General features: G+C 42.6%; 14 protein-coding genes. 12 read left to right on the top strand and 2 right to left on the bottom strand.

The window, feature by feature from the left end:
• The first annotated feature begins 45 nt into the window (after positions 1 to 45).
• The 6 genes from ACZ42C_RS12010 to icmF are packed head-to-tail and all read left to right on the top strand — an operon-like array spanning position 46 to position 8,102.
• On the top strand, positions 46 to 897 hold the full coding sequence (locus ACZ42C_RS12010; protein ID WP_461180072.1) for a 3-hydroxybutyryl-CoA dehydrogenase: 852 nt from the start codon (positions 46 to 48) through the stop codon (positions 895 to 897).
• Between the two features lie 35 nt (positions 898 to 932).
• Complete coding sequence (locus tag ACZ42C_RS12005) at positions 933 to 2,069, top strand: acyl-CoA dehydrogenase (RefSeq protein ID WP_461180073.1); 1,137 nt, start codon at positions 933 to 935, stop codon at positions 2,067 to 2,069.
• Between the two features lie 24 nt (positions 2,070 to 2,093).
• Entirely contained in the window at positions 2,094 to 3,233 is a 1,140-nt protein-coding gene (locus tag ACZ42C_RS12000; protein ID WP_461180074.1) for an acyl-CoA dehydrogenase, read from the top strand.
• A gap of 41 nt (positions 3,234 to 3,274) precedes the next feature.
• Complete coding sequence (meaB, locus tag ACZ42C_RS11995) at positions 3,275 to 4,207, top strand: methylmalonyl Co-A mutase-associated GTPase MeaB (RefSeq protein WP_461180075.1); 933 nt, start codon at positions 3,275 to 3,277, stop codon at positions 4,205 to 4,207.
• Positions 4,204 to 4,857 (top strand): TetR/AcrR family transcriptional regulator, encoded by a 654-nt coding sequence (locus ACZ42C_RS11990; protein ID WP_461180076.1) that lies wholly within the window; start codon positions 4,204 to 4,206, stop codon positions 4,855 to 4,857. The genes meaB and ACZ42C_RS11990 overlap by 4 nt, the downstream gene beginning before the upstream one ends.
• A 2-nt stretch (positions 4,858 to 4,859) precedes the next feature.
• The gene (icmF, locus tag ACZ42C_RS11985) at positions 4,860 to 8,102 is read left to right on the top strand and encodes a fused isobutyryl-CoA mutase/GTPase IcmF (RefSeq protein ID WP_461180077.1); all 3,243 of its coding nucleotides are present in this window, start codon (positions 4,860 to 4,862) and stop codon (positions 8,100 to 8,102) included.
• Between the two features lie 470 nt (positions 8,103 to 8,572).
• Here icmF and ACZ42C_RS11980 read toward each other — a convergent pair whose 3' ends face one another.
• On the bottom strand, positions 8,573 to 9,079 hold the full coding sequence (locus tag ACZ42C_RS11980; RefSeq protein ID WP_461180078.1) for a hypothetical protein: 507 nt from the start codon (positions 9,077 to 9,079) through the stop codon (positions 8,573 to 8,575).
• 240 nt (positions 9,080 to 9,319) lie between these two features.
• Here ACZ42C_RS11980 and ACZ42C_RS11975 point away from each other — a divergent pair, with 240 nt between their 5' ends.
• A complete protein-coding gene (locus tag ACZ42C_RS11975) occupies positions 9,320 to 9,646 on the top strand; it encodes a hypothetical protein (protein ID WP_461180079.1) in 327 nt (108 codons plus the stop codon).
• A 229-nt stretch (positions 9,647 to 9,875) separates the two neighbouring features.
• Here ACZ42C_RS11975 and ACZ42C_RS11970 read toward each other — a convergent pair whose 3' ends face one another.
• Positions 9,876 to 10,991 carry an IS4 family transposase gene (locus tag ACZ42C_RS11970; protein ID WP_461180080.1) on the bottom strand — a complete coding sequence of 372 codons (1,116 nt, stop codon included), beginning with the start codon at positions 10,989 to 10,991 and terminating at the stop codon, positions 9,876 to 9,878.
• Between the two features lie 600 nt (positions 10,992 to 11,591).
• On the opposite strand from ACZ42C_RS11970, the gene rpoE reads away from it, so the two are divergent.
• The 5 genes from rpoE to ACZ42C_RS11945 all read left to right on the top strand — a co-directional run bounded on the left by rpoE (position 11,592) and on the right by ACZ42C_RS11945 (position 16,771).
• Positions 11,592 to 12,062 carry a DNA-directed RNA polymerase subunit delta gene (gene rpoE, locus ACZ42C_RS11965; protein WP_461180081.1) on the top strand — a complete coding sequence of 157 codons (471 nt, stop codon included), beginning with the start codon at positions 11,592 to 11,594 and terminating at the stop codon, positions 12,060 to 12,062.
• Between the two features lie 268 nt (positions 12,063 to 12,330).
• Positions 12,331 to 13,947 carry a CTP synthase gene (locus ACZ42C_RS11960; RefSeq protein WP_461180082.1) on the top strand — a complete coding sequence of 539 codons (1,617 nt, stop codon included), beginning with the start codon at positions 12,331 to 12,333 and terminating at the stop codon, positions 13,945 to 13,947.
• A 185-nt stretch (positions 13,948 to 14,132) separates the two neighbouring features.
• Complete coding sequence (locus ACZ42C_RS11955; RefSeq protein WP_461180083.1) at positions 14,133 to 14,492, top strand: response regulator; 360 nt, start codon at positions 14,133 to 14,135, stop codon at positions 14,490 to 14,492.
• A gap of 232 nt (positions 14,493 to 14,724) precedes the next feature.
• Positions 14,725 to 15,363 carry a fructose-6-phosphate aldolase gene (gene fsa / locus ACZ42C_RS11950; protein WP_461180084.1) on the top strand — a complete coding sequence of 213 codons (639 nt, stop codon included), beginning with the start codon at positions 14,725 to 14,727 and terminating at the stop codon, positions 15,361 to 15,363.
• Between the two features lie 121 nt (positions 15,364 to 15,484).
• Positions 15,485 to 16,771 (top strand): UDP-N-acetylglucosamine 1-carboxyvinyltransferase, encoded by a 1,287-nt coding sequence (locus ACZ42C_RS11945; protein ID WP_461180085.1) that lies wholly within the window; start codon positions 15,485 to 15,487, stop codon positions 16,769 to 16,771.
• The last annotated feature ends 19 nt before the right edge of the window (positions 16,772 to 16,790 follow it).

Here is a 16,790-nt window from a genome sequence, read left to right as displayed (position 1 = left end):
TAAGAGATTTGTCCCGATGTTTCAAAGCAAGGAGGAGATACTTTTATGCGAATTAATAAAGTAATGGTAATCGGTGCCGGACAGATGGGCTCCGGGATTGCACAGGTTTGCGCGCAGTCGGGTTATGATGTGCTGCTGCATGATATGAATGAAGAGGCATTGGATAAAGGCTTGAAAAATATTGAAAAACTATTAAATCGGAATGTGGAAAAAGAAAGAATGACAGAATCAGAGAAAACAGATGCATTAAACAGACTGAGCCCTTCCCGGGAGCTGAGCGATGCATCCTCATGCGATATCGTCATTGAAGCTATTGTGGAAAACATGGATGTGAAAAAGAAAGTGTTTTCCGACTTGGATAAATTTGCACCCGCGCATGCGATTCTGGCAACGAACACGTCTTCTCTGCCTATTACGGAAATTGCAGCGGCGACGAATCGTCCGGAACAGGTAATCGGCATGCATTTTATGAACCCGGTACCTGTAATGAAATTGGTGGAAATCATCCGCGGGTTGCAGTCAAGTGATGAAACCTATCAGGCAATTGAAGATATGGCCAAATCCCTGAACAAAACACCTGTGGAGGTAAACGACTTTCCCGGTTTTGTTTCCAATCGGGTTCTCATGCCCATGATCAACGAAGCTATTTACACGGTATATGAAGGGGTGGCATCACCGGAGGATATTGATACAGTCATGAAACTGGGGACGAATCATCCGATGGGCCCGCTGACATTGGCGGATTTCATCGGTCTCGACACTTGCCTCTACATTATGGAAGTGCTGCATGAAGGTTTTGGTGACAGTAAATACCGTCCATGTCCACTGCTACGCCAATATGTAAAAGCCGGCTGGCTGGGCAAAAAATCAGGCAGAGGTTTTTACCAATACGACTAAACGGACAGCGAAGATGGTAAGGAGGCTTTACAACCATGAACATGACATTTACAGAAGAACAGAACATGATGCGTAAAATGGTTCAGGACTTTGCCAGGAAAGAATTAGCGCCGGCGGTCGAACAGATGGAAAGAGAAGACTGTTTTCCGAGGGAAATCATTCAAAAAATGGGAGAACTCGGTCTCATGGGGATCCCCGTACCGGAAAAGCACGGCGGGACCGGGATGGATTTCATATCTTACATTACGGCCATTCATGAGCTTTCCAAGGTAAGTGCCACCATTGGTGTTATTCTTTCTGTTCACACTTCAGTCGGCACGAACCCAATCCTTTATTTCGGCAATGAGGAACAAAAGAAATATTACCTTCCAAAGCTGGCCTCCGGGGAATATCTTGGCGCATTCGCCCTGACAGAACCCGGCGCCGGTTCGGATGCCGCCAACATCAGGACGAAAGCCGTAAAAAAAGGTGACAGCTATATATTGAACGGCTCCAAAGTGTTTATTACAAATGGGGGAGAGGCGGACACCTACATTACTTTCGCACGGACCGGAGAAGGAACAAAAGGAATTAGTGCTTTTATTGTTGAAAAAGATACACCGGGTCTGGAAATCGGTAAAAAGGAAAGGAAAATGGGCTTGCACGGGTCCAATACGGTTTCCTTGAACTTTGACCAATGCGAAGTTCCCGCCAAACAGATGCTGGGCGAAGAAGGAGAAGGGTTTAAGATTGCCATGGCAAACCTGAATGTCGGCAGAATTGGAATTGCCGCTCAGGCGCTCGGTATTGCTGAAGCTGCACTGGAACATGCGACTGCCTATGCAAAAGAAAGGGAGCAGTTCGGTAAGCCGATTGCTGCCAACCAGGGAATATCTTTTAAATTGGCAGATATGGCAACAGAGACAGAAGCTGCAAGACTGCTTGTGTATCATGCTGCATCATTGGTGGACCAAGGTCTCCCATGCGGAAAAGAAGCTTCCATGGCCAAAATGTATGCATCGAAAACAGCGGTCAATACAGCCATTGAAGCAGTGCAGGTCTACGGAGGCTATGGCTATACAGAGGATTATCCGGCAGAACGGTTTTTCCGTGACGCAAAAATCACCGAAATCTATGAAGGTTCCAATGAAATTCAGCATATCGTTATCGCAAAAAATTTACTGAACAACTAGGCGACCAATGAGGAGGAAATAAAGATGAATTTTCAATTGACAGAAGAACAGGAAATGCTGCGCAAAATGGTCCGGGACTTTGCCACGAAAGAAGTAGAGCCAACCGCGGCAGAACGGGATGAAGAAGAACGATTTGACCGGGATATTTTTGATAAGATGGGTGAGCTCGGCCTGACCGGTATTCCATGGCCGGAGGAATATGGCGGTATTGGAGCGGATTATGTCAGCTACTGTATTGCAGTAGAAGAGCTCTCACGGGTATGTGCTTCCACCGGTGTTACGCTGTCGGCACATCTTTCCCTGGCGAGCTGGCCAATTTACACATATGGGAATGAAGAACAGAAGAAAAACTTTCTGTATCGTTTGGCTACAGGGGAGGCACTCGGCGCGTATGCTTTATCCGAGCCGGGAGCCGGAAGTGATGTTGTTTCCATGAAAACAACCGCCAAAGCTGACGGGGACGACTATATATTAAACGGCAGCAAAGTGTGGATCACCAATGGCGGTGTGGCGGATATTTATATTGTATTTGCAAAAACCGATGCAGATGCCAAACATAAAGGCATCAGCGCATTTATCGTCGAAAAGGGAACAGAAGGATTTACATTCGGCAAAAAAGAGAAGAAGCTGGGGATTCGTTCATCCCCGACGACGGAACTGATTTTTGAAAACTGCCGCATTCCAAAAGAAAACATGCTTGGAAAAGAAGGGGAAGGATTCAAAATTGCCATGACCACCCTGGATGGCGGCCGTAACGGGATTGCGGCCCAGGCACTCGGAATCGCGCAGGGGGCATTGGATGCAGCTGTTGATTATGCCAAAGAGCGTGAGCAGTTCGGCAAGCCTATCGCGGCAAACCAGGGTATTTCCTTTAAACTAGCCGATATGGCAACAGAAGTGGAAGCATCCCGCCTGCTGACATACCAGGCAGCATGGCTCGAGTCACAGGGACAGCCGTACGGGAAAGCCTCAGCCATGTCCAAATTATTTGCCGGGGATGCGGCGATGAGAATTACCGTAGAAGCTGTACAGGTGTTTGGCGGCTATGGTTACACGAAGGACTACCCGGTGGAGCGCTACATGCGTGATGCCAAAATCACACAAATTTATGAAGGCACAAACGAAGTACAACGTCTCGTCATCGGCCGTATGCTGACGAAATAAGGGGACGGAGGGACAGGTACCTCCCGGAAAGGATGGACGCGATGCATGAAATCGTTGAACGGATGCAAAAAAAAGATATACGCGCATTGGCAAAGGCGATTACCATGGTGGAAAATGATCACCCGGAAAAGCTGGAGCTTCTGAGTGATGTATTTTCCCTGAAAAAACATGCGCTCTATTTCGGGCTGACCGGTTCCCCCGGTGCCGGAAAAAGCTCTCTCGTCAACCGGCTGATCAGCCACATCCGTAACGAAGGAAAAACCGTTGCAGTCATCGCCGTGGATCCGACCAGTCCCTTCAGCGGCGGGGCATTGCTTGGGGATCGTGTCCGCATGAATCAGCATTTTACCGATGACGGTGTGTATATACGCAGTATGGCAACGAGAGGAAGCCTTGGCGGATTGGCCCGTGCGACGAAGGATGCTGTCCGGATTTGTGATGCTTACGGATTTGATGTCATTATCGTGGAGACGGTTGGCGTTGGCCAGTCCGAGCTGGATATTATGAAAATTGTCGATACGACAGCAGTTGTTTTAACCCCCAACAGCGGGGATGTGCTGCAGATTTTTAAAGCAGGGATTATGGAAATTGCAGATATGTTTATCATTAACAAAGCTGATCTGCCTGGCTACGGAAAACTGAAAGCACTGCTGAAAGAGCTGGTTATGATGTCCAAACAGGAAGAGCATGAAACAGCTATCGTCAAAACGATTACGACAGAAAATAAGGGCATTGATAAACTGTGGGGAAAAGTCAAAGAACACCATAGCTATTTATACAGCACAGATGAGGGAACACGGAAAAGAACCGAACAGCAGGAACTGGAAGTATATGAACTGATCAGGGAAGAAATCTGGCGGGACGTTAAAGCCTATATTGAAACAGAAGAAGGTCTGCCGCCAATTGAAGCAAACAGTGATCCTTACCAATTGGCAAAAGTGCTATTTGAAAAGTGGAAGGGGGATGTTACATGAGTGAAGATCAAGTTCTATCCTCCATAAAGGACAGGGAACTGGTGGAAAAAAGACGAAATCAGATGATCCAGGGGGCGATCACCCTTTTCAAGGAAAAAGGATATCATCGCACTACAACAAGGGAGATTGCCAAGGAATCCGGCTTCAGTATTGGAACGTTATATGAATATATCCGCACCAAAGAGGATGTCCTATTCTTAGTTTGTGACTCTATTTATGAAGAGGTCAGGAAACGCCTTGGATCAGCGATTAATCTGGAAAGGCCTTCCGTGGATAATCTGGTATCCCTGATCAAGTCTTATTTTCATCTGATGGATGAAATGCAGGAAGAGATTCTCATTATGTACCAGGAAGTGAAATCACTGAAAAAAGAAACAAAAGACTATGTGATGGAGAAGGAACGGGACATGGTGAAAATGCTGGAGCGGGCAATCAATACTTCTCTGCCCGGAAAAATAAACAGTCAGGATGCAGTTTTATTGGCAAATAACATTTTTGTTCAGGGGCAGATGTGGGGATTCCGCCGCTGGATCCTGCAAAAGGAATTTACGTTGGAAGAATATATGGACAGACAGATTGATTTTATTTTAAAAGCTTCGGGTTTGGAACAGACAGAAGATATAACGGAAACAAACGAAGGAGGAGCATAAAAGTGGAACAGCCAACCACCTATAAACCAAAAAATCCGGTGCGGTTTGTAACAGCGTCGAGTCTTTTTGATGGGCATGATGCGTCCATTAATATTATGCGGAGAATTCTGCAGGCAAGCGGAGCAGAAGTGATTCACCTCGGCCATAACCGCTCGGTGGAGGATGTTGTCCATGCAGCCGTGCAGGAGGATGTACAGGGAATAGCGATCTCTTCCTATCAGGGCGGGCATGTGGAATATTTTAAATACATGGTCGATTTGCTGAAGGAGCTTGGAGCTGACCATATTAACGTTTACGGCGGCGGTGGCGGTGTCATCATTCCCCGGGAGATTAAAGAGTTGGAGGAATATGGCGTTTCCCGTATTTTCTCACCGGACAATGGCCGTGAACTCGGCCTGCAGGGCATGATCAATCTCATGCTCGAAGAATGTGACTACATTCCGCCACTGGATGTGGTGAAAGATCAGGAAGAATTGCTCAAAGGGGATAGGAAAACCATCGCCAAATTTATTACTTATGTGGAAAGTGAATCGGTCAGTGAGGAAGATAAACAGAAGGTACTGAGCGATCTGCGGGAAAAAGGCAATAAAAATATTCCTGTGCTCGGCATTACAGGTACTGGCGGAGCAGGAAAAAGTTCCCTGACCGATGAATTGATCCGCCGGTTTATTAATGAAGTTCCGGATAAAAAAGTAGCGATCATTTCGATTGATCCGACGAAAAAGAAAACCGGGGGTGCCTTGCTGGGGGATCGTATTCGCATGAATGCCATATTTACCGACCGAGTATATATGCGTTCCCTGGCGACAAGGGATTCCCGGGATGAGCTCTCTAAGGCGATTCAGGAAGTCATTGATGTCGTTCGCGCTTCCGGATACGACTTTATCATCGTGGAAACAAGCGGGATCGGCCAGGGGGATGCAGCAATTACCGACATCACAGACCTTTCCATGTATGTCATGACAGCGGAATTCGGGGCACCGACCCAGCTGGAAAAGATTGATATGATCGATTTTGCCGATTTTATTGTGATTAATAAATTTGAACAAAAGGGTTCGGAAGATGCACTGAATCAGGTGCGTAAACAGTATGAGCGCAGTCATATGCTGTTCCATCAAGATAAAACGAAATTTCCTGTATTTGGCACGATTGCCAGTCAGTTTAATGATAAGGGAACCAATGCCTTATTTGCTTCCCTCATCGATAAATTAAATGAAAGCTATGGCTGGAATGAAGACGTTGATTTTGAAAGACATGTCATTGCCGAAAAAGATAATATGATCATTACGAATGAACGGAGACATTATTTGCAGGAAATTGCTGCCCATGTGCGCAACTATCATAAACATGCAAAAGAGCAAAGTGATGCGGCCAGAAAGCTTTATCAGCTGGAGGGGGCAAAAGAGGTGATCGGCACCGACAGCGGGACAGAGGTGATTGATCAAACGATTGATCAATATGAAGAACAACTGGATGCCCGATCAAGAAATCTGCTGGATAAATGGGATGAAACGAAAGATCGCTACGGGCAGGAAAAGATGACATTTAAAGTTCGCGATAAAGAAATTGAAATGGATATTGTGACAGAATCCTTATCCGGTTTGAAAATACCGAAAGTAGCTTTTCCGAAGTACCAGGATTGGGGAGAGCGCCTGCTGTGGCTGATGAAGGAAAACGTGCCAGGTGCGTTTCCATTCACAGCAGGCGTATTTCCATTTAAGCGAAAAGGGGAAGACCCTACTCGCCAGTTTGCCGGGGAAGGGACACCGGAACGGACGAATCGCCGTTTCCACTATCTGTCCAAAGACGCAGAGGCAAAACGCCTGTCCACGGCTTTTGATTCGGTGACACTGTATGGGGAAGACCCGGCGCACCGTCCGGATATTTATGGAAAAGTCGGGGAGAGCGGTGTAAACATCTGTACCCTGGAAGATATGAAAAAGCTGTATGACGGCTTTGACCTGACAAGTCCGACTACATCCGTCTCCATGACCATCAATGGTCCGGCGCCGATTATTCTGGCTATGTATTTCAACACGGCCATTGATCAGCAGGTGGCGAAGTTTAAAGAAGATCAGGGACGTGAACCGTCACAGGAAGAATATGAAAAAATAAAAGCAGAAACGATCTCCGTCATCCGTGGTACGGTACAGGCAGATATTCTAAAAGAAGATCAGGGACAAAACACATGTATTTTCTCCACAGAATTTGCCTTAAGAATGATGGGGGATATTCAGGAATATTTTATAGAAAATGATGTAAGAAACTATTATTCTGTGTCTATTTCCGGCTATCACATTGCTGAGGCAGGAGCAAATCCGATTACCCAGCTTGCCTTTACATTGGCAAACGGGTTCACCTATGTCGAGTACTATTTGAGCAGAGGCATGGATGTGAATAAATTTGCCCAAAACCTGTCCTTCTTCTTCTCAAATGGGCTTGATCCGGAATACTCCGTGATCGGCCGTGTTGCCCGCAGAATTTGGGCGATTACCATGCGTGATAAATACGGGGCAAACGAACGCAGCCAGAAATTGAAATACCATATTCAGACATCCGGCCGTTCACTGCACGCGCAGGAAATTGATTTTAACGACATCCGGACTACTTTGCAGGCACTGCTGGCCATCCAGGATAATACAAACTCACTGCATACGAATGCATACGATGAAGCAATCACGACGCCAACGGAAGAATCCGTAAGAAGAGCCATGGCCATCCAGATGATTATCAACAAGGAACTCGGCCTGACGAAAAACGAAAACAACCTGCAGGGCTCCTTTATTATTGAAGAGTTGACAGACCTTGTGGAAGAAGCCGTGCTGCAGGAATTCGAAAAGATGAACGACCGCGGCGGTGTGCTTGGTGCGATGGAGCGCCAGTATCAGCGCGGAAAAATCCAGGAAGAATCTCTTTACTACGAAGGTAAAAAGCATTCCGGGGAATTGCCGATTGTCGGGGTGAATACGTATCTGAACCCGAATCCGCCATCCGAGGATGAAATTAACTCCATGGAACTGGCACGGGCGACAAAAGAGGAGAAAGAACATCAAATCAGCGAGCTGCGTAAATTCCAGGAAACGCATAAAGACAAAACAGAGGAAGCATTAAACAGATTAAAAGAAGTGGCTGCTTCCGGCGGAAATATTTTTGCCGAGCTGCTGGAAACAGTAAAAGTGGCAAGCCTTGGCCAGATTACAACAGCTCTTTATGAGGTTGGCGGTCAATACAGAAGGAATATGTAAGATATTTTCTGAACCAGCCTTGACCCAGGATTATAATCACACTCTCCAATATAGAGCCTGGCACAGCATATATAGTTCTAAAAGTTCAATTATACAGTGGAGGACGGATTGATCTTTGGACCATGTGATTTACCCCTCTTTAAAGAGGGGTTTAATTTTTATGAGGACATTTTAATCATTGACAATTTTGTACCTGAGGATGATAGGGGATTACAGATAAAGATTTTAAGGAGTATAAAGCCTTGGATGATCAAAATGAAGATTTTGATTATCTGGATCCACTTTACATTAAATAATCAATTAGGAATAAAAAAGTAATCATCAGTTTTGCCTGCCTGCTGTGAATGGTACTTTTTTTATTTTTCAATAATATATTCTTCCATTAAATAAGTTTGAAAATGCTTCGGACCAGGCAAGAACTACCTGGTTCTTTATTATAGATTTTTCTTAAGTGTTACAGTTTAAATTATTTACCCATCATACCAAACTTGCCCTCCGTCAAAATGGGCGGTTCCAGGATCATTATTGCGAAGTTGAAGATAATAAGATTGACCCCTATCTAAAAATGTTAAGGGGACATGGATTCCTCCTGTCCATCCACCTGGCACATTTACACTGCCCGCTAGATCTGTTGTACCAGGATAATATGCTTCTACCCTAACAGAGTTAGCAGTACCGGATGTATTCAAAAGAATTGTTCCAGGATTAAAAAAATTAAACCCCTGACGTATTAAAACAGTGTTAGTAATCTGAGTCTCTCCAAATGTGTAAATAGTCCAATCTTGTTCTAAGATATTTTGAATTGATCTTAACTCTTCTTCTGAATAAGGGTAAATACGTTCATTGTTCTCATCATAAAATTCAAGTACCGGTTCGTAGTTCTCGATCGATTCTGCATTAACTTTAATGCTCGGTGTCATTAATAAAGATAAACCTAAAACAAAAACTAAGGACAACAGCATAATTTTTAATTTCATAAATACCCTCCTAGTATCAAATCTTTTTTTTAATCAAAACTAAAACTAACACCCCCTTTCCCTTTTAATAAACAATTTCTACATAAATTAGGATAATCCTTCTAAAAATAGTAAAATAATAAAAAAATAGTATATTCTCACTGGTTTATTATTTTCCTTTAGTAATTCATTGAATTGATTATACTTTTTTGAGATAATGTTCTTTAAAGAATAATTTTAATTAAATGGGAGGATTATAAAGTGAAAAAACCATACATTGTTATTTCTTTTGTTTCCTTGATTGTTTTTGTATCATTATTTTCTGAATTTGGAACTGATGCTGCTATCGAAGGAAAAGATGAGAGTTTATCTCAAATACTTGAAGAGATATGGATAGATCATGAGGTTAATGCCTATTCAGTTAATAATACTGACTCAGTATTGTACTTTAAGATTGCTGATACGGAAGATAAAAGTAAATTTCAGCACGAAATACAAAGTAAACTTAAAAAGCATAATATAGATCATTATACACTGGAAATCGATTATGAGCGTGATATTAAAAATAGACTGGGGTTAGAAACTTGATTATAAATGCAAATAGTTTTGCCCTTTAAGCTGTTTACGGGTGAATGGAAGCAATGAAATAAGGATATAAAATAATATGTTATTATCCACTAGCGTTGCATAAATATTTATCCAATTTTCAGTTTTTATCACTATCCAAATTAGAGCCAAAAAAGTAAATACCCAATCAAAGGTGGCTCCATCCATTTGGAAATTCAATTAGACTAATGTGACAGCGACAATTTGTTTGTTAAGAAGCACCTCTTCCTTCTATTTTCAGAAGCCAGATATATGCTGGTTTCCACAGGGATGCTCTTAAAAATCGGCTGATTTGTAAGATAGTTCGCTTACTCTTTGTATCGATTTGAGCGAGTACATTTAAGCAAAACACAATGAGTGCAATAAACACCTGATTGTGGATTGCTGCTTCACTTTGACCATAAAACTTTTTAATGTTTAAATGTTGTTTTATCCATTTAAAAAACAATTCGATGGCCCAGCGTGATTTGTACATCTCTGAAATTTCATCAGCACTCAAATCAAAGCGATTTGTAACTAACAGAAGTTCATTTCCGTTTGAATCTACAACTTTTATGAGGCGAAAGTAATTCTCGGCACGGTTTTGCGTTGTACCGATCACCACCATTTGATCCGATAAAACAGCTGAATCATCAGGTAGTTTAAAGTCTTCAACCACCCGTATAAAAGCATTTTTTCGGAGTCTGCTAAGGAAAAAGTAGCCATCATCCGTCATGCGATCGAATCGCTCGTAATCCAGATAGCCTCGATCAAACACATACATGCATTCTTTGTCATCGACCATGACTTCAAGCTGGTTGCGATCATGTTCTTTCGCATTAGTCAAAACGGCTTTTTCGGGATAAGATACTCCTTTTTCCATAAATACAAGACGTAGATGTATCTTTACACCAGCTTTTGTTTTACGAAATTTTGCCCACCTATGATTGGTTAAATTAAGTGGTAAAGTACTCGAATCAATGATTTTCAATGGCATGGCAGTTTTTGAATCATGTGTTTTCTCATGAATTTGACTCACCAAATCAAGAAATAGCCGTTGAAATATATTAGGGTTCAAACCGTTCAATCGGCGTGACAGCTGGGAAATACTGATAGAATCAAGATCTATTTCCTTCTGAAGCTGATCATCGAAAAGACTATCGCCTAACGCGTGCAAACTTTCCACTTCCTGTAGCTGTGCAAAAAGCAATAACTTTAGGAATGACTCTGTCGTTAATTTTTTCGTATAGTAATCTAATTTCATCGTTTTCACTTGTTCTTCAAATAATTGAAGGTTTATTGGTGAAAACCATTGCCCAAATGAAGTTTTTCGTGTAATCTTGTCCATATGTTGTGTCCTTTATTAGTGGATTTGGACGGGTTACCACCTGACTATATCCATTATAAAGGACTTTTTCTTTGGATAACAGTAAATTAGCGAAAGTTTTGGGTATTCTTAATTTTTATTTTTAATTAATGCAATGCTAGTGGTTATTATCATAAAAAAGGAGAGATTTTCTCCCTATATTGGAGAGCTCGAAACGAAAAAGCATGGAATCACAGTGAAAAAAGCTGGGAAAGTTGTTATCTCAGCTTTTTTCTTGACGGTTACATAATGAAAAATAGTGATTGTAAATTACTGCCCTGTTGAACAAAGGTTTCTATGTAATACCCGGGGCTATATGCAACCAAAGTTTTGAAATGTGCGAGGAGCAGCTTCAAACCGTAGATGCAGGGAGGCTTTATACGCAGGGCAATGTCCGACATAAAAAAACAAAGAAAAAAAGCCGTTTTTTTAAATTTTTTTCTGGCATAATTGGTAAAGATTTGTTTATAATGTATGGTATGGTTTAGCATAAGCTTAAAAAATAGTATAATTCGAGAAATATAATGTAGTGAATAACCATAGCAACAGCCTTCAATATATAAGTAAAGGGAGTGCATGACCGTGAGCTTGAAAAAGTACAGCCACGAAGAACTGGAAAGAATGTCCAAGATTGAACTGGCGAACGCATTATTGATGGATGAGAAAAAAACAATGGATTTTCAGGACATTTACGCGAAGGTCGCTGAGATTAAAAATTTATCCGAAGAAGATCAGCAAGCAGGGATTGCTCAATTTTATACAGATTTAAATGTGGATGGCCGTTTTCTTACTGTTGGTTCCAATAAATGGGGTTTGAAACGCTGGTATCCAGTAGATAAGATTGATGAAGATGTTGCTGCAGCTCCTAAAAAGAAAAAGAAGAAAAAGAAAAAAGCAGCAGAAGAAGACGTGGTTGAATTGGAAGGAGAAGAGCTCGATATCCCGGATGAAGATATGGATGAAATCATTGAATCCTTTGATGAAGAAGAAGTTGTAGATGAACTCGACGTTGAATTTGAAGAAGAAGCGGAAGAGGAAGAGGATAAAATTTAAAGAAAGCAAGCTTGACTTTTAGACCGAGGATGAGTACAATTTTTATTGGGCTCTATAAGTGTAATTACAGCGTTTCCCCCAGTTTCAGGGGGAGACGTTTTTTGTTTTTAAAGCTTTTTTTCTATAAATTGTTGTTAATGTCTTTCGGAATCAAGATTCGAAAGACATGTAAATTGTTCGTTTTTTATTTTTATGAACAGGAATGCATCATACGCTTTGATAAAAAAGAAATACTAAAATAGAATACTGCAGGAAAGAAGGATGAATCATGACAAAGTATATTTTTGTAACAGGCGGCGTTGTATCTTCATTGGGAAAAGGCATTACTGCTGCTTCACTGGGGCGGTTATTAAAAAATCGCGGGTTAAAGGTGACCATTCAAAAGTTTGATCCATATCTTAACGTGGATCCCGGGACCATGAGTCCTTACCAGCACGGAGAAGTATTTGTAACCGAAGACGGTGCGGAAACGGATTTGGATTTGGGCCATTACGAACGTTTTATAGATATTAATCTGAATAAGTACAGTAATATTACAACCGGAAAAGTATATTCCAGCGTCATTAGAAAAGAAAGACGCGGAGATTATCTTGGCGGGACTGTCCAGGTTATTCCGCATATTACAAATGAAATCAAGGAGCAGGTATTCCGTGCTGGAGAGGCTACCAATGCCGACGTTGTCATTACGGAAATCGGTGGTACGGTTGGGGATATAGAATCTCTGCCGTTTTTGGAAGCGATCAGGCAGATAAAAAATGATGCCGGCAGAGAGCAGGTCATGTACATCCACTGTACGCTTGTCCCATACATCAAAGCAGCAAGTGAAATGAAAACAAAGCCTACGCAGCATAGTGTGAAAGAGCTGCGTTCGCTGGGCATCCAGCCGGATGTAATTGTGTTGCGTACAGAGCAGGAAATCAGTGCAGAGATGAAAGAAAAAATTGCTTTGTTCTGTGATATTAATAAACAGGCAGTTATTGAGATGCAGGATGTGGGGAATTTGTATCAGGTGCCACTTTCCCTCCAAGCCCAACACCTGGATCAGATTACATGTGACCATTTCAACCTGGATTGTAAACCATCGGATATGAAAGAGTGGAATGCACTCGTGGAGAAAGTGGATAATCTGTCCAAATGTGTGGAGATTGGCCTGGTCGGCAAATATGTGGAACTGCCGGACGCCTATCTTTCCGTTGTGGAAGCCTTGAAGCATGCAGGATTTGATTTTGATGCAGACATTAAAGTACATTGGATCAATTCGGAGAAATCAACGGAAGCAGAGATCAGGGAAAAACTTGCCAGTGTAGACGGTGTCATTGTTCCCGGCGGTTTTGGAGACAGAGGGATTGAAGGTAAAATTACGGCCATTCAATATGCCAGGGAGAACAATATTCCGTTCTTGGGCATTTGCCTTGGTATGCAGCTGGCGACGGTGGAATTCGCCAGAAATGTGCTTGGATTGGAAGGGGCTCATTCCACTGAAATTAATCCGGCTACTGCGCATCCCATCATCGATCTTTTACCGGAACAAAAAGAAGTGGAAGAACTCGGGGGAACATTGCGGCTTGGCATTTACCCTTGCGAACTGAAGGACGGAACAAAGACAAAAGCTGCATATGATAATGAAGATGTTATCCATGAACGGCATCGCCATCGTTATGAATTTAATAATTTATACCGGGATCAAATGGAACAAAACGGGTTTATTTTCTCCGGACTCAGCCCAAACGGCAGGCTCGTGGAAACAATAGAGATTGAAGGACACCCATGGTTTGTTGCCTCTCAATTTCACCCGGAATTTTCTTCTCGTCCAACCAGGCCTCAGGGTCTTTTCAAAGGATTTATCGGCGCATCGGTAACATACCGTGAATCCGAAAAAGAATAATATGAGCATATAAAAGACTGTTTAACCGGGTTAAGCAGTCTTTTTGTTTTTATTTGTAAAAGAAGGATTTTTAACTGTTGTCATAGAATAGGTATGATAAATAGAAAAACAAAGATACAGAAAAAACGTGCCTTGTAAATGGGACAGTAAGGTAAGCTACTTTGGGGGAAAGAAGGAGCTTGGTGATGGAGAAAGAAATACTGATTATTGACGACCAGCCTGGAATTCGAATGCTATTAACGGATATTTTTGAAAACGAAGGATATAAAATTACCACTGCAGCAGACGGCAAAGAAGCAGTAAATAAAATTTATAAAAATGAGTATGATTTAGTGCTTGTTGACTATAATCTGCCTATAATGAACGGAATGGAAATTCTTGAAAAACTGGAAAGGGACAATATGAAGACGAAGATTATTGTCATGAGTGGTCTCAGTGACGAAGTTGAAAAAGAACTGGATGGTTTTCATCTCGTAAAAGAAGTTTTTGCAAAGCCATTTGACATACAGCAGCTTGTGGAGACAGTCAAAAATATTATCGGCTGATACCCCGGGATTGTTGCTTATCATTCCCGTTGTTGGTATTCTAATAACAGGGACACGGACACAGATCATTACAGTGGGACTAGTATGTAGCGCAGTCCCAGGTTTATCGTCCCGGCGCATGGCAACAGGTATCCGTTTTCTTGGAAAACGAAAGAGATTCATTATTCGTGAATACAACGTTGGGTGTGTGACCCCGCCATTAAATACATAGATGAACGAAGGAGGAATTCTGATGAAGTTTTTTATAGATACAGCAAATATTGAAGAGATCAAAGAGGCAAATGAACTTGGTATTTTGGATGGTGTAACAACCAATCCAAGTCTTGTATCCAAGGAAGGTGTGTCCTTCCATGACCGTCTGCGTGAAATTACCGCTGAGGTGTCCGGATCCGTCAGTGCCGAAGTTATTGCAGAAGATGCGGAAGGGATGATCAGTGAAGGAAAAGAACTGGCAGCCATTGCTCCGAATATTACGGTGAAGGTGCCGATGACACTCGAAGGCTTAAAAGCAGTGAAGGCATTCAGTGATTTGAACATAAAAACGAATGTCACATTGATTTTTAATGCCAATCAGGCTCTGCTCGCTGCCCGCGCAGGTGCTACCTATGTATCCCCGTTTCTTGGCCGCCTGGATGATATAGGCCACGATGGAATGGAATTGATTGCAACGATATCCGAAATATTTGAGAAACATGACATCCGTGCACAGATTATTGCTGCATCCATCCGCCATCCATTACATGTAATCGACGCTGCCATGAATGGAGCACACATAGCCACAATACCTTATAAAGTACTTGAGCAGCTTGTGAAACACCCGTTGACAGATCAGGGAATCGAAAAATTCCTGGCAGATTGGAATAAAGCCTAAATACTCATAAATGAAGACAAAATTGCCCAAACTATTAAAGAAAAACTTAAATGGGATTGGCTCTTGTTTGAAAATTCGGAATTGAGGGGTCAGACCCCATGAAAGCGGGGTAAATTAGGATATGCAAAAAATGCTAGTTGAAGGTGGTCACCTACTCCATGGCCAGGTGAGGATCAGTGGTGCGAAAAACAGTGCTGTAGCTTTATTGCCTGCAGCCATATTGGCAGATTCGGATGTTACGATTGAAGGGTTACCGGATATTTCCGATGTGTATACGCTAGGGGAATTGCTGGAGGAAATTGGCGGAACGGTTTCCTGGGACGGACAGACTGTTCATATTGATCCGGCAAACATGATTTCTATGCCATTGCCAAATGGAAAAGTCAAAAAGCTCCGTGCATCCTATTATTTCATGGGAGCCATGCTTGGGAAGTTTAAAAAAGCAGTCATTGGGCTTCCGGGAGGATGTTTTCTCGGGCCGCGCCCCATTGACCAGCATATTAAAGGATTTGAAGCGCTTGGTGCCGAGGTAACCAATGAACAGGGTGCCATTTACTTGCGTGCCAATGAATTAAAAGGGGCAAGGATTTACCTGGATGTGGTCAGTGTAGGTGCGACAATCAATATTATGCTTGCTGCAGTGAAAGCAAAAGGAAAGACGATTATTGAAAATGCTGCCAAGGAACCGGAAATCATTGATGTTGCTACTCTCCTTACTAATATGGGTGCAAAAATTAAAGGGGTGGGCACGGATGTGATCCGCATTGAAGGGGTGCCCCACTTAAGCGGTTGCGAACATACAATCATCCCCGACAGGATTGAAGCAGGTACATATACCATTGCTGCAGCAGCGCAGGGTAAAGAAGTGGTAATTGATAATGTTATCCCGCAGCATTTGGAATCGCTGCTCGCAAAACTGCGGGAAATGGATGTTACCGTGGAAGAAAGCGATGAACAGTTATTAATTAAACCGGGGAAAGTTCTTAAAAGCGTGGATATAAAAACACTCGTCTATCCCGGGTTTCCCACGGATCTTCAGCAGCCATTCACCTCCCTTTTAACGAAAGCGGCAAACACCGGTGTGGTGACAGATACAATTTATTCCGCCCGTTTAAAGCACATAGATGAATTAAGAAGGATGAATGCATCGATAAAAGTGGAGGGGGGATCTGCCATTGTCTCCGGCCCGGTTCAATTGGAAGGGGCCAGGGTGAAGGCAACTGATTTGCGTGCAGGCGCCTCCCTGATTATTGCCGGCCTGATGGCAAATGGGATTACGGAAATAACCGGTATTGAGCATATCGAAAGAGGCTATGAAAAGATAACTGATAAATTAAATCATCTTGGCGCAAAAGTGTGGCGTGAAGAGATGACAGAGGATGAAATAATTCAATTTCAAAACTCATAACTACCAATGTTTTACATTA

This window comes from Virgibacillus kimchii (genome assembly GCF_055379185.1).
The sequence above is the reverse complement of the archived record's forward strand: the minus strand, read 5'-3'. Positions and strand labels throughout refer to the sequence as shown.